The sequence below is a fragment of the Prevotellamassilia timonensis genome (assembly GCF_900106785.1).
In the GTDB taxonomy this organism is placed as follows: Bacteria; Bacteroidota; Bacteroidia; order Bacteroidales; family Bacteroidaceae; genus Alloprevotella; species Alloprevotella timonensis.
Map to the genome: position 1 here is coordinate 605,533 of NZ_LT629845.1, position 14,815 is coordinate 620,347.

Consider the following 14,815-nt stretch of genomic DNA (forward strand, 5'->3'; position numbering starts at 1 on the left):
ATTGGGTAAATCGTAACGTCGCCTTTTAGTTATTTGGCCAGGTTCGCCATTGTGTAGCTACAATCATAATTGGGGCAAATAATGCTTTCGTTATTTTTAGCAAAACGTTTTTTCAAGAACAGTGATAAAAATACTGGAGGGGTGCGCAAGGCATCGCCTCCGGCTTTGCGCATTGCTACTGCTGGCATAGCAGTGGGGTTGGCGGTGATGGTTGTGTCGGTCTGTTTTGTTAGGGGCTTTCAGCATGAGGTGAGTGGAAAAATAGCAGGTTTCACTTCCCATATAGAGGTGATAGAACCCAACTCTTTGAGCTCGCCTGAAAGCTTTCCTGTGGTAACAGACGAAAAATTGATAAATCAGATCAAGCAGACTCCAGGTGTAGAATCTGTACAGCGTTTTTCGCAAAAAATGGGTATATTCAAGACCCAATCAGATTTTGCAGGTGTGTTGCTCAAGGGAGTTGCTGGCGAATATGATTTGAACTTTATCAAGCATTATATGGTGTCGGGGCGTTTGCCTCATTTTTCGGACAGCGAGACCAAAAATGAAATCGTCATTTCTCAAACAATCGCCAATAAACTGAAGTTGTCGGTTGGAGACAAGGTCTACAGTTATTATTTTTCAAATACCATCAAGCAGCGACGGTTCAAGGTTGTAGGTATATATAATACCTATATGAAGCAATTTGACAACAATGTCGTTTTGGCTGACATGTACGCGGTAAACCAACTGAACAGATGGCTGCCCGAACAAAGCAGTGGTTTTGAGATCCGCCTTGGAAGTTATGATGATCTTGACAAGGTTCAGTATATTTTGGCCAAGAAGGTCGGCGGACATACAGACCGCTTTAAGAGGTCGTATGCAGTATTAAGTGTGAAGGACAATCCTGTGACCTCCTCCGTACTTTCGTGGCTAAATTTGCTTGACCTGAATGTCATGGTCATATTGGTGATAATGATTTGTGTGGCAGGCTTTACAATGGTGAGCGGATTGCTTATTTTGATATTAGAGCGAACGCAGACAATAGGTGTGCTTAAGGCTTTGGGCGCCACCAACAATCGTATACGTCACACTTTTTTATGGTATGCGGCTTTTATTATAGGGCGTGGCATGTTGTGGGGAAATGTAATTGGCATTTCGGTTGTCATGTTACAGAAGTACACTCATGTTGTCTCGCTTGACCCAGAAGTTTACTATGTGCCTTATGCTCCAGTGGACTTTGACGTGTTGAGCATCGTTGTATTGAATGTAATCACTCTTTTGGTTACAATGCTTGCCCTTGTAATTCCAAGCTATTTGGTTTCGCATATCCAACCAGCTAAAGCTATACAATTTGATTAACCGCACCCTCGTTATTGTTGAGGGCTGGGGTAGAGGTGTGCTCTTTCATTATGATACCAGATAAGTAGATGCTCGTAAAATGGGTTTGAACAATCTACTTATAAAAAACAAGTGTAATATTCAACCCGGTAGGGGAGTGAATATTACACTTGTTGCTTGTTAATATCTTTGATAGTTATCAGAGATTGTCTTTCTCGATATCCTTAAAGTATTTGTAGGTGCCATGAGTGATGTTCTCACAGGCAGCTTCGTCACAAACGATGATGCCGTGTTCGTGCATCTGGAGTACTGAAATAGTCCACATCTGTGTAACGGGACCTTCGATAGCAGCTTGCAAAGCGCGACCCTTGTTATGGCCATTGCAGAGAATGAGAACCTCCTTGGCAGACATAACAGTACCTACGCCAACGGTGAGAGCAGTAGCGGGTACATCTTCGGGCTTGCCACCAAAGAAACGTGAATTGGCAACTCTTGTGTCGGTAGTCAAAGTCTTTTGACGAGTGCGGCTTGTGAGTGAGCTACCCGGCTCGTTGAATGCGATGTGACCATCGGGGCCAATACCACCAATAAAGAGGTCAATGCCACCAGCATCCTTGATCATTTGTTCGTAGTGTGCGCATTCGGCTGTCAAATCCTCGGCATTACCGTTCAGGATATGGATGTTTTCTTTCGGGCAGTCAATGTGATTGAAAAGGTTTGTAGCCATGAAAGAGTGGTAGCTTTCGGGGTGTGATTCGGGCAAGCCAACATACTCGTCCATATTGAATGTCAATACGTGCTTAAAGCTGACGCGGCCTTCTTTGTTGGCCTTAACCAATGCCTTGTACATGCCGATTGGTGATGAACCGGTAGGCAGACCCAATACGAAAGGCTTCTCTGCAGTTGGATTGGCTGCATTGATTTTGCTAATAACATACTCTGCAGCCCAGTTTGACAACTTTTCGTAGTCGGGTTCGATAATAACTCTCATGATTTTGTTTTGTTATAAAGATTTGTAACGATAACTTTGTTTTTGCTTGAAACGGCATGTCTGTTCAAGACAGAGGTATGGACGCCCAAGTCTATTCGCAAAAGTAAAAAAACTTTATGTACTTTCAAAGCGTTTTCATAAATACTTTTGTTGTGATAGCAAATATGGCTACAAAGTGGCAAGCAATTGCAGTCTTTTTCGTAGCTTTGTAATTGAATAGTCTGTGTCTACTCCTGCTGGCAGGTGTGGCACAGGTTGTTTATGTGTTTCAACATTTTCTCCTTACAATTATAATATGCAAGATTTCGTACATCTACACGTACATACCCAATATTCAATACTTGACGGACAGGCAGCTGTGCCAAAGTTGGTCGATAAGGCCATACGCGACGGCATGCGTGGCATGGCAGTGACGGATCATGGCAACATGATGGGTATAAAAGAATTCTTTAATTACTCAAACAAGGTCATAGGTAAGGCCAAGGGGGTTGTAAAGGATATGGAGGCGAAGTTGGTTTCGTTGCAAGACGGTAGCTATGTGCCTAAGTTAGATAAGGAGGGTAAAAATCCCGATGAGGGAAAAAGTGAAGCCGAACTTATTGCCGAATGTGAGGCTGTGCTCAAAAAACAACGCCCGATAGCTAATTTCAAGCCTATTTTCGGTTGTGAAATGTATGTGTCGCGTCGTGGCGACAAATCATTAAAGGCTGAGAAAATTGACCAGTCAGGCTGGCACCTTATAGTCTTGGCCAAAAACGAGCACGGCTATCACAACCTTGTAAAGTTGGTATCTCGATCGTGGGTTGATGGCTTTTATATGCGTCCGCGTACGGATCACAAGGATTTGGAGAAGTATCATGAAGATTTGATAGTTTGTTCTGCATGTCTGGGTGGTGAGGTGCCGCAAATGATTATGCAAGGGCGTATTGAAGAGGCTGAAAAGAGTGTGCAATGGTTCAAGAGCGTGTTTGGCGATGATTATTATTTAGAGCTGATGCGACACGAGGTCAAGGACCCCTCAGTCAGAGCCAATCGCGAAACGTATCCGTTGCAAGTTCAGGTAAACAAAGAACTGTTACGCATAGCGCATAAGTATAATGTAAAATATATTTGCACTAATGATAGCCACTTTGTAGATGAGGAGAATGCCGAGGCACACGACCGCTTGATTTGTTTGGCTACAGGAAAGGATTTGGAAGATCCCAGACGTATGTTGTATACAAAGCAAGAGTGGTTCAAAACTCGTGCTGAGATGAATGAAGTCTTTGCCGACTTGCCAGAGGCACTTGCTACTACCTGTGAAATATGTGACAAGGTTGAAACCTACTCAATAGATCATGCTCCTATCATGCCTAACTTTGCCATTCCCGAGGAGTTTGGCACTGAGGAGGAATATCGTAAGAATTTGACCGAAGAAGATCTCTTCAACGAATTCACACAAGACGAGAATGGTAATGTCGTGATGAGCCGCGAAGATGGCATGAAGAAGATCAAAAAGCTTGGCGGTTTTGACAAACTATATCGTATAAAACTTGAGGCTGATTATCTTGCCAAATTGGCTTATGAGGGAGCCAAAAAGCGCTATGGTGACCCGTTGGACGATGAAACAGCAGAGCGTATAAAATTTGAGCTGCATATCATGAAGGCGATGGGTTTCCCAGGTTACTTCTTAATAGTGCAGGACTACATTCGTGCGGCACGTGAGGAACTTGATGTGAGTGTAGGGCCAGGACGTGGTTCTGCGGCGGGTAGTGCTGTTGCTTATTGCTTGGGTATCACGCAGATAGACCCTATCAAGTACGACTTGCTGTTTGAGCGTTTCCTAAATCCAGACCGTATTTCACTCCCCGATATCGATGTCGATTTTGATGACGATGGTCGTGGCCGCGTACTGAATTGGGTTACTCAAAAGTATGGCGCAGACAATGTGGCACATATCATAACCTATGGTACAATGGCCACAAAACTTGCTATCAAGGATGTGGCCCGCGTTCAGAAACTGCCTCTGTCAATATCAAATAACCTCTGCAAACTTATTCCCGATAAATTGCCAGAAGGGCCTGATGGCAAAGTGCCTAAAATGAATTTGACAAATGCGATAGCTGCCATACCCGAACTGCGTGAGGCAGAGACATCTTCGGACATTTTATTACGTGATACAATCCGTTATGCAAAAATGCTCGAAGGTAATGTGCGCAATACGGGCGTGCATGCCTGCGGCTTTATCATTTGTCGTGACAATATATCAGATTGGGTACCCGTATCTACCGCCAAGGATAAGGAAACAGGAGAGGAATTGCACTGTACCCAATATGAGGGGCGTGTGATTGAGGAAACGGGCTTGATAAAAATGGACTTTTTGGGTCTGAAAACCCTGTCCATCATCAAGGAGGCTCTTGAAAATATCAAGCTGTCTTTGGGCATCGATCTCAACATTGATGAAATCAGCATTGAGGACCCTGCTACATATCAGTTATACTGCGATGGTCGTACCATAGGCACCTTCCAGTTTGAATCGCCGGGTATGCAAAAGTATTTGCGTGAGCTACAGCCCTCAACCTTTGAGGACCTTATTGCCATGAATGCGTTGTATCGCCCGGGACCTATGCAATATATTCCGTCCTTCATAGCCCGTAAACATGGTGACGAGCCAATTACCTACGACCTTCCTTGTATGGAAAAATACTTGAAGGATACATACGGCATTACCGTCTACCAGGAGCAAGTCATGTTGCTCTCGCGTGAAATTGCGAACTTTACGCGTGGCGAGAGTGATGCACTGCGAAAGGCAATGGGTAAAAAGCTTATAGAAAAGCTTAACCACATGTACCCCAAGTTCATTGATGGTGGTAAGGCTAATGGTCACGACCCAAAGGTTCTTGAAAAAATTTGGAATGACTGGCGCGCATTCGCGTCCTATGCTTTCAATAAGAGTCATGCCACATGCTATTCGTGGGTAGCCTATCAAACGGCTTATCTTAAGGCAAATTACCCGTCACAATATATGGCAGGTGTGATGAGCCGCAGTTTGGCCGATATTAACACGGTGGCTAAGTTGATGGACGAGTGCAAATCTATGGGTATCAGCACGCTTGGTCCTGACATTAACGAGAGCTATCTCAAGTTCAGTGTTAATCATAGTGGTGACATTCGCTTTGGCATGGGTGCAGTAAAGGGCGTAGGTGAAAGTGCTGTGTTGCAGATACTTGCCGAACGTAAGAAAAACGGTGTATATAAGTCCGTATACGATTTGGTCGAACGTGTCAATCTGTCAACCTGCAACAAAAAATCTCTCGAAAGTTTGGCTCTTGCAGGAGCGTTTGATAGTTTTGGCAACATAACACGTGAGCAATTTGTAACGCCATGCGAAAATGGTGAGACATTCCTCGATGCCCTGGTTCGTTATGGTAATACATTTCAGGCCGATCAAGCTCAAAACAGTTTCTCACTATTTGGACCGAGTGAGGTGCTTGAGATAGCAAAGCCCGAGCCGCCCAAGAATGTTGAGCGTTGGAGCGACCTCGAACGCTTGAACCGTGAGCGTGACCTAATAGGTATCTATATATCAGGTCACCCGCTCGATTCATACCGCATCATAGTGGAAGATGTGTGCAATATGCGCATGACCCAACTTGAGGATAAAGTGGCATTCGCCAATCAAGATGTCTTTCTTGGTGGCATTGTGACAGATGTCAGAATGGGGCAGACCCGTACTGGCAAACCTTACGGTATCGCCAAGTTGGAGGATTACAGTGGAGCTGGGGAAATTGCACTCTTTGGCGAAGACTGGGCCAAGTTCAGTGGCTATTTTCACGTAGGTAACTCTTTGTTTATTACTGCCCGAGTGGAGGAAAGACAGTGGCAACAAGGTGCTTATGAATTAAAGATAGGCCGCATAGAATTTCTGAGCGATGTGAAGGATCAGAAAATCAAGTCGATAACCATCAATGTGGCTACTGAGAAACTCACGCTTGAGGTCGTCAACGAACTTGCCTCTATCATTCGCAAATCACCAGGTCCGACAGACGTGTTCTTTAATATACTTGACAATGACGAGCATTCGCAAGTGATGTTACAAAGTAAGTTGTGTCATGTGTCTGTTGACAGCTTGTTGATAAACTACTTAAAAAAGGTTGACTTCACATATCAGATTAACTGATGGCATAATATTTGCTTCAATATAAAACTTAAACCAATTATACATTAGAAAATGGAAAAGATCATTACAGACTCAAACTTCGAAAGTGTTTTAGCAGAGGGACTCCCCATTGTGTTAGACTTCTCTGCCACATGGTGTGGACCTTGCAAAAAAATTGCGCCTTATATTGCCGAATTGGCTGAAGAGTACGCAGGTCGTGTAAACGTAGGTAAGTGTGACGTAGACGATAACGAAGAACTGACGTCAAAGTTTGGCATTCGCAATGTGCCCACTGTGCTTTTTATCAAGAATGGTGAGGTGGTTGACAAGCATGTAGGTGCAGGACCCAAGTCAGAGTTCGCTGAGAAAATTGAAAACTTGTTGAAATGAATCTCGACGAAGAATTAATGCTTGATGCGCAGCAGGACGCTGCAGCTGTGGCCTACATCAAGCAGCATTTGCCACAAGAGCTAAAAGATGTATTTACTGAGGTGTTGCTCTATTACTTTATAGACGTGATTGTTGAGTATTACACAGAGAGTGGAATACTTGATGCAACCCCCGACAAAGAAGGCTACATCGAAATAGACGAAGAGGCAATAGCTGCCCATCTGGCCAAAAAAGCCAAGAAAGAGGGCATGGGCAATTTCTCAGTAGAGGATTTACTATTTGTGGTACAAGCCCACATGGATTTTGAGGAGGAACAGAATTGATGAAATACCCATCAAGCATGGGTACATCATATAGGTAAATGTCCCTGTGCCTCTGTAACGACTCTTAATCAACACAAGAAATGAGCAAAAGTTGAGGCTTCTACAAGGCTAAATAATAGTCTTGTGGAAGCCTCTACTGTTTGATAATTGGTTGTTTGCGAGGGGGATGGGTAAAGAATGGTTGGTGTGTGGTAGAATCTAAAGTGTACACATTCAGACGCTGTCATTGCGCCGTCCATATCAATAACCGCAGATTGAAAGGCTTAGGAAGTGACTTTATGGTGAGGTGCTTGCCCCGTCATAAAGTCACTGGATTTTACAATTCAGTCAAATCACGTTTAACAGATCCTTTGTAGTAATGAGTCAATATTTCGTCATAACTACTCCCTTTGTCCGCCATAACCGCAGCGCCTATTTGGCATAGGCCTACACCATGTCCCCAACCGGCACCGGTAAGCACAAATTTTGTAGGTACGGCTTTGTCAGCACCATATATTGTATCTACGACAAAAGCCGAACTGTACAGGTGGGTGTCGGAAAGCATTCTTCTGATTTCTAATTCCTTGCCTACAATGAGTTCGTTTTCTGTGCCAACAATTCTAAGTTTGATAATTCTACCGCCAGGGCCGCGTTGAACAGGCTCCAGAGCAATAATATGGCCAAAGGTCTGTTCGGTCTTTTCCTCAATGAGTGAACGAATTTTGTCTTGTGATAATTCTACTCGCCAACGATAAAAGTCTGTAGTTTCCTGGTCATAGTTGTTCAGCACCTGGCTCAGCAAACGCTTGTCGTGGGTGTTGCAGTAGCTGATGGGAGCACTCTTAATCCATTTTTCGGCAGTTTGTTCGTCTGTCAAATCGGGTATATCACCGTCTGCAGCATCGCGTACGACTGCCAGGTAAGGCTTATCGTCATTGTCCCAGCATGAACTGTATAATTCGCTCACGCCACCGCAACATTTTGAAAAGCGTGCATCACACAAACTGCCGTTGTACATCAACACTTCATGTTTTGTAGCGCTAACAGCTTTCTTCACTTGTGGCAGGGCTGACTTAGTTATGCCCTGATACCGCTGGCAGTGATCGTCAGCGCACACATCGTATAGTGCGTGGTCAGAGCGGTCATGCCATTTAAGTATCTCACCGTGTTTATGCACAAAGTTGAAGTAGTTGGTGGTACCACTTTCACCCATCATGTGATGCAACATCTGACTATACACCCAACTGCGTGACACCACAGCATGCGTTTTAAGCAGTTCGAGCGAAGATGTTGCATTCATTTCAGATGAAATAACACTTTCGAGATAAGCCTCAACTGGCAGTTCGTTAATCACAACGAGTTTGCCCTCGTCAACTATAAGTCGCAATTTGCCCTTAAAACTCTGCTCTTCTTGTCTTTGCCAATGAAATCCAATGCCAATTGTTACGCCTCGCAGGGTAAAAAAGCACGTGTCGTCGTTCTCGGGTATGAAGTTGAGTTCGCTATAAATGTTGTCTTTCCATTTAATAGCGCCCTCGGTACACTGCACGTGTTGCATACCGCTGACAGTCTCGCCCTTGGCTTGGAAGTTGCCGTTTAATGCAAAGTCAATTTCCTCGGCGTGTAAAATTCCCACACAGATGTCACGGTTTGCCAATGATTTCAAAGCCTTGGTTTCATTTGTCATGCAACCTTTACTCTTGTGGTCAGCACGTTTGTTATGCAGCAATTTGGCAATGTTGTTAATTTCGCTATTGCTAATGGCCACTTCACGCAGAATGTTTGTGGCAATGTGGGCTGTCATCTTTTCAAAGTCCTCCTCACGTGGTGTAATGATGAGGCCTCCCATGTCAACAGCTCCCGGACTAACTAATATTTGCGCATCGCCATCTGCAAAATAACAGTTTGGACGATGTTTTTTGCGTACAAACACAACCATTACAATGTGATCAGGCGTGTTTGGCGTGCCCTCTTGTCGCCAGCTCAGTATGTTTATGTCAGGTTCCGACGTACCCGATGCAACTGGTAAAACGCTCATCAACTTTTGCAAAAGTAAGGGTACATCGTTGCTTGCCGGACCTTGTATAACAAAGGCCGGGCAGGCATAATTTTTAAGCAAGTATATGCCGCTTGTCTTAGGATCATACCCAAGATCCTCAAGGGCTGCCTCTTCTTTTTTAAGTGACGGGTATACGCGTTGCAGATTGTTTTCGTACAACTTCCAATCCCTTTCGATAGGTACCAATCCTCGTTGGCCTGCTTGCAGATGGGCGTGGTCAGGAGCAGAGGCACCACATCTTGCGCCATTGTAGAACACAAACATTCCAGGCAAGTTCCATGTAATTGTGTCAAGCATTTTGCTGAAATGTGACAATCTTTGTGCAGTGTGCCGGCGCGTTGGTATTGTAAGGTGCAATGGCAGAATGGGGTAGGGGTTTACTAATAATTGAAACTTACCAAGTACAGGCATAGATGTTTGGCATGAAGGACGGTTGGTGTCGCACAAGAAGCAAGGCCTTTTTTTTAGGGCAGCCTTATCTATTTTTGCAGCAGTGCTTACTATGCGTGCCGGGTTGTATTGTACATTGAGTGTGCCATATTCAAGCGGCAACTCTTTCACTTTTACGCAAGTTTTGAGTTGCTCACACCTTTCTGCCACGTCGTGCCATTGGTCCAGCTGTTTTTTGAAGAAATCTTCAACGTCGCATTTTCTGACGGGCGAATTCCAGCGTTCGATCATGGCTCGTCTGGTTCTGAGTTCAATAGTTCTTAGCGCGTCCTTATATGCGTTATTTTTGTTTTGCTTGTCAATGCTCAGTGCAGCGTCAGAATTTCCCTCCCATCGGCGGCACAAGTACAGTTCGTCAAAAATGCGCGCTATGCGGTAATGTCTTGAAAAGGCCAGTCCGAGAGCATAGTCTTCGCCATAGCTCGTGTTGGGAAATCCGATCTTGCGCAAAATGTCTGTGCGGAAAGCGCGTGGCGCACCTAATCCGTTAATTCGGAGTGCGTTATTGCGTCCATTGTCAGCAGTCCATTCTGTGTGTGCAATCAGTCCTGGTGGCAGCGTCTCGAGTGCAAAGTTTACCATGCGGTAACTGCCAATGACCATGGCTGCATTTTGCTCTTCAAAGGCAGCCACAATGCGTGTCAAGGTGTCATCAGACGAGTATAAGTCATCTGAATCTAATTGTATGGCATACTTTCCGCACCATTTGCTGCGAATGGCCATATCCCAGCACCCTCCGATGCCAAGATCAGTGCGTTCTGGTTGGAGTAGCACCACGTGGTTGTTGTCGTGATACTTATTAACGACTTCGGCCGTTCCATCGTCAGAATGGTTGTCCACAACAATCACATTAAAGTCAAAATAGGCCTTTTGTCCTAATACACTGTCAATGGCGTCGCCAATGGTTCGTGCCCTGTTGCGCACAGGTATGATGACACTTGCCTCAACTGGGTAGCGAGTGTTGTCATTCGGCAATTCGTCGTATTCGTCGGGAGCCAGCCAAGCACCAATTTCCTTAAGATGCTCTATGCAAGCACGTTCCATTTCGGTTTGCACCACCTTGTTGCGTGGATTGACATAGTCAAATTGCTTTTGCCCAGATGTGCGCAAGTCAGTTTCCAACTCTGTGTACAAGGGCTCCTTTAGGTGTATTATTTCGCCATGGGCGCTTACGTATAGTCGTAAGGCATACATTGCGGCATAAGTGTATTGCATGCCACGTCGGTGCTTCAAAAAGTTTTTCACGTCCGCTGAACGGAAAAGCACCAATGATCCAAAGTCGAAGTCATCTCTCAGAGCACCTTCCTGGTAGTCAATAGTAGGGTGCAGACCTTGTTCATCGTATCGGTCACTGTACACCATGAGGGCTTTTTCGCTATCCGTATCATACGCAGCTGCAATTTGCAACATTCTGTCGAACGCCCGGTAGCCTATGCGCAAGGTATGGTTGCTTAGGTAGAATGCCACATACTGTGCCGTTACGCGTTGCGCGGCTGTACGTAAAAACTTGGCACTTGTTACATTGTCTGTAACAAGCAGTTCGCATTTGTCGTCTGCCATTTTCTCTGCGTCAGCCTTTTGCTCGTCGGTGCAAGCCAAAAGCAGTTTGTTAACGCAATCGCAGCTCTTAATATCTTCAACCACCTGCGGCAGGTGAGGGGTACCGGGTGTGTATGCCAGTACAACATCTAACATTATCTTCATCAGTTCGTTATGCTTAGAGTTCAAGACTGTAACTATCCCTGCTTGAGCGAGGGGGCGCGCACTTCTATTATAAAAAAGGAACTCCATTCCGGACGGTGCAGAAAAGCATCATGACACGCAAACTTCTGTGTTTGACAAAATATTGTTGCGTATACCTCTAACACCTCACAACTCGTAGTTCATTAGTTCAAGACCTGTTGATAATCAAACTGTTATTAAAGTCTTGACATGGATATAATGTGCATTCAATGTTACAACTATACAAACTTACGCAAAAAAAACTATGCACGGGCATTTATACGAATGTTTTTATAAGTAGGTGTTCTAAATTAAATGATGCACGCGCGGGAGTGATGAGAACACGAAATCAAGCCTAAGTCATGCCACATCGACCGTAGAAAACATGTGGAACGACCGGAATATATGCTTACTTCGAACGTAGTAAGTGTTTACTCCGAACGTAGTAAGCATTTACTTCGAACGAAGTAAGCACGTTGAACGACCGAAGTAAGATAACTCAAGTTCCGTATTAAACTCAAACTAGAGTAAATAGTCACATCAGTAAATTAGTGATACTATTGTTGTGCTTTCCGGGGAAATGTTGCATATTTGCAGAACAGAATTTTGTTTCAACTAAGTTTAATATTAAAAACGGCATTTATATGAGCGTTAGTGTAAAGATCAGAACTAAAGATGTTCCAGAACCAGATGCTATTTTGCGTCGTGTGGCAGATAAGGGAACTGAAATTGTAACCACCTCGAATGAATACCCATCTCTAAAATTCGGCTTCCTCAATAAGGCACTTCGTGGTATAGAGGTGAATGAGGAAGAAGATGGACTGGAGGTGCGAGTTTGCTCATTCTCGACCAAGGCAGATTATCAGCTGTTTGTCAAAGCCATAGATGCTATAATGCAGCTGACTGGTGCCAAAGCATACCTTGAAGATGAAGGGGAGGTAATTGCACCCTTGTCTACATTTAATGACGAATGGATTGAACGTGAGCAAGAGGCCGGGCTTGATGCAGCCCGAGCGTTAGTAAAACATACAGGGCAGCATATTGTTATGTATGGTCTTTTCTGCAAATTCTGCTTGGGAGCGCATTTGTTTGAATCTTTTGATATCCCATTGTCCGATGATGTGGATAAGGAGGACGTAGATAGCCTTTTTGACAGCCTTTGTTCAATGCAATGGGATAGTGTAAATTGGAAAGACACAAGCACTCGCATGGTTATGCCTTCGTCTGATGGAGATGTTGAAAATGGGCTCACTATCTCTGCAATTTGTATCAGAAATGGCCAGGTGGACGAGTTTAATTACATATCAGAGGCCGATTTGTTGGGAATTATAGATATGGATGATGATGCTATCCCCCCGGTATTTATTCCTTTTAGGGAAATCTGGAAGATTTTGCCGAATGACGCGTTTGAACGTTTGGACGAAATGCAATTTAGACGTACGGAAGCGTTAACGGTGGATATGGTGCATGATATGATGGACGCTGCCCGCCATTTACAACCCGACGACTTGCATTATAAACCTACTTATCCTGGAGAGGGTTTTGATGAGAAGCAGCGCACGTTTATTTTGATGTGGAATCCCGACATATCAAGCGTATCGCTTGAGGATCATTGCTTTGGCGTAGAGTACAACTTGACAGAATATTTTAATTGGAGTGTTTGGGATTATGATAAGGCCAGATGTGGTGACAGATTCTTCCTCGTTAGGGTAGGCAAAGGAAATACAGGGATTGTGATGAGTGGCGTTTTTGACTCTCAACCGTACGAGGGTGAAGATTGGAGCGGCAAAGGCAGAAGTGTGTACTATATGGATATGCTTCCAAATGTTATTCTTGACCCGGAAGAGGTTTCTATGTTAACAACAGAGGCTTTGCAAGAAGCAATGCCTTCTTTTGATTGGACTGGTGGCCATTCTGGTCGTCTGCTTGGTAATGAGGACGCCATAAAATTGGAAACATTGTGGCAGCGTTTCCTTGCAGAACATTCAAAGGACGCTGATGGCATAACAATGAGCATGATCCATACCCTTCGTTAGGTATGTTGAATGTAAGGGCGTAGATAATTGCTCTTACAGAAAGCTCCTCAAAGATTTCGACACTGCAATTTTTCATTAGACGTGCATCTGAAGTAAGAGAAAATGAACGACAATACAATATTCGTGCCCGTGAGAATGCCGAGCGGCATGACAATGCGAGTGAGGGTGACAACAGAGGTGGCTCAAATAATGGAGCGAATGTTGAAGGAGAATCCGCAAATGGAGGAGTCGGACGCCCTGTCAATGGCTCTGAAGGAGGTGAAGTCTCGTCAGAGCGGGGACTCTCAGCAGTAAGTGATGGCAAGGAAGTAGCGGCTCCTTCGTTGGAGGGTGCTAAAGTTGGTGTGACCGATGGTGAGAAGTCGTCGGCCACTGGAGATGCTGTGCCTTCGGAGGAAGGTGTGACAGATAATCCGCGTCAACAGAAGACTGTCGGAAAGTCTGCACAACCCCCTACGCGTGAGGAGTCTATACTTCGTGATGTGGTGATAGAGCACATGAATGGTAGTGGCCTTGATGTGATTGGTACGGAAGATGGCCAGCGTGTGCTTGACATGGCGAACGATGATGGTACGAAGGAGCACCGCGTGTACCACGGCAGTGGTGCGGAGTTTGCCCACTTTGACCGCTCGCACATGGGCAAGGGCGAAGGTACGCAGGCTTATGGCAGGGGTACTTATGTGACCGAGGGCGCATACATTGACGCCATACATGAATACGAGGAAGCGCAGAGAAAATAAAAGCGTGACGGGGTGTCACGCTTTTATTCATAATCCGAGTTGCTTGATTAAGTATGAGCCTACTTCAAGCTTCTCTTCTTTTGCAGCGTTTTTTATTGCGTCTAATGCCACTTGCGGCATTCGGCATTATAGTACGGCATTACCGACTTTTTTTCGCCTTGCATTGGGGCGTCTGCCGCCCCATGTGTTGCTTTTGTTCATAATTTTTACTCTTTTATCCACGATGGCATTTGTGCATTCTGCTCGTAATGCTTATGTAACTGCTCGTAGTCTATTTCATCAATGGTTGGTATGCTATGATAGTAGCCGCAGAACCTTTCTTCACCATTTTTGGTGTATAACGCTGCATAGTCAATGCATAGTCTATTGTTAGCTATATAGTTGTGCTTGACTAATCTAAGGTTTTTGTTTATTGTTGTAATTTCCATAACTGTTATTTTTAGATTATGATGTGTGTTTTTCGCACTTGTAGAAGAATTGTCCCATTTAATTACGTTGTAAAGTTGCGGCCTTTATTTTGAGAACGCAAGCGCAAATCAAGATTATTTTTGCAAAATATGCTGCAAAATATATTTTTGGAGTGGGGACTGGTGCCTATTAGTAGATGTAGAATGATTGTTACAAGGTGGAAAGCTACTAACGGGTTTGCGGAGACTGAGGGTTACCG

General features: G+C 44.5%; 10 protein-coding genes. 7 read left to right on the top strand and 3 right to left on the bottom strand.

What is annotated here, in order from left to right:
- Positions 1-81: 81 nt before the first annotated feature.
- A complete protein-coding gene (locus BQ5453_RS11125; RefSeq protein WP_071123258.1) occupies positions 82-1,341 on the top strand; it encodes an ABC transporter permease in 1,260 nt (419 codons plus the stop codon).
- Positions 1,342-1,519: 178 nt separating this feature from the next.
- On the opposite strand, the gene nagB is transcribed toward BQ5453_RS11125, so the two are convergent.
- A complete protein-coding gene (gene nagB / locus BQ5453_RS11130; RefSeq protein ID WP_022101991.1) occupies positions 1,520-2,311 on the bottom strand; it encodes a glucosamine-6-phosphate deaminase in 792 nt (263 codons plus the stop codon).
- A 295-nt stretch (positions 2,312-2,606) separates the two neighbouring features.
- Between nagB and dnaE the strand changes: the two genes are divergently transcribed.
- Genes dnaE through BQ5453_RS11145 form a run of 3 tightly spaced genes read left to right on the top strand, consistent with a single transcriptional unit; the run spans position 2,607 to position 7,162 of the window.
- Positions 2,607-6,470, top strand: coding sequence for a DNA polymerase III subunit alpha (dnaE, locus tag BQ5453_RS11135; protein WP_071123259.1), 3,864 nt, complete (start codon positions 2,607-2,609; stop codon positions 6,468-6,470).
- Positions 6,471-6,521: 51 nt separating this feature from the next.
- Positions 6,522-6,839 carry a thioredoxin gene (gene trxA / locus BQ5453_RS11140; RefSeq protein ID WP_022101993.1) on the top strand — a complete coding sequence of 106 codons (318 nt, stop codon included), beginning with the start codon at positions 6,522-6,524 and terminating at the stop codon, positions 6,837-6,839.
- Entirely contained in the window at positions 6,836-7,162 is a 327-nt protein-coding gene (locus BQ5453_RS11145; protein WP_071123260.1) for a hypothetical protein, read from the top strand. The genes trxA and BQ5453_RS11145 overlap by 4 nt, the downstream gene beginning before the upstream one ends.
- 316 nt (positions 7,163-7,478) lie before the next feature.
- On the opposite strand, the gene BQ5453_RS13855 is transcribed toward BQ5453_RS11145, so the two are convergent.
- Positions 7,479-11,354, bottom strand: coding sequence for a DUF4922 domain-containing protein (locus BQ5453_RS13855; RefSeq protein WP_161942420.1), 3,876 nt, complete (start codon positions 11,352-11,354; stop codon positions 7,479-7,481).
- 662 nt (positions 11,355-12,016) lie between these two features.
- Here BQ5453_RS13855 and BQ5453_RS11155 point away from each other — a divergent pair.
- The 3 genes from BQ5453_RS11155 (at position 12,017) to BQ5453_RS11165 (ending at position 14,148) form a co-directional block, all read left to right on the top strand.
- Entirely contained in the window at positions 12,017-13,408 is a 1,392-nt protein-coding gene (locus BQ5453_RS11155; RefSeq protein ID WP_071123261.1) for a hypothetical protein, read from the top strand.
- A 102-nt stretch (positions 13,409-13,510) separates the two neighbouring features.
- Positions 13,511-13,702 carry a hypothetical protein gene (locus BQ5453_RS11160; RefSeq protein WP_071123262.1) on the top strand — a complete coding sequence of 64 codons (192 nt, stop codon included), beginning with the start codon at positions 13,511-13,513 and terminating at the stop codon, positions 13,700-13,702.
- Between the two features lie 29 nt (positions 13,703-13,731).
- Positions 13,732-14,148: a hypothetical protein gene (locus BQ5453_RS11165; RefSeq protein ID WP_071123263.1), complete on the top strand. Its 417-nt coding sequence runs from the start codon at positions 13,732-13,734 to the stop codon at positions 14,146-14,148.
- A 206-nt stretch (positions 14,149-14,354) separates the two neighbouring features.
- On the opposite strand, the gene BQ5453_RS11170 is transcribed toward BQ5453_RS11165, so the two are convergent.
- The gene (locus BQ5453_RS11170) at positions 14,355-14,576 is read right to left on the bottom strand and encodes a hypothetical protein (protein ID WP_071123264.1); all 222 of its coding nucleotides are present in this window, start codon (positions 14,574-14,576) and stop codon (positions 14,355-14,357) included.
- Positions 14,577-14,815: the final 239 nt, after the last annotated feature.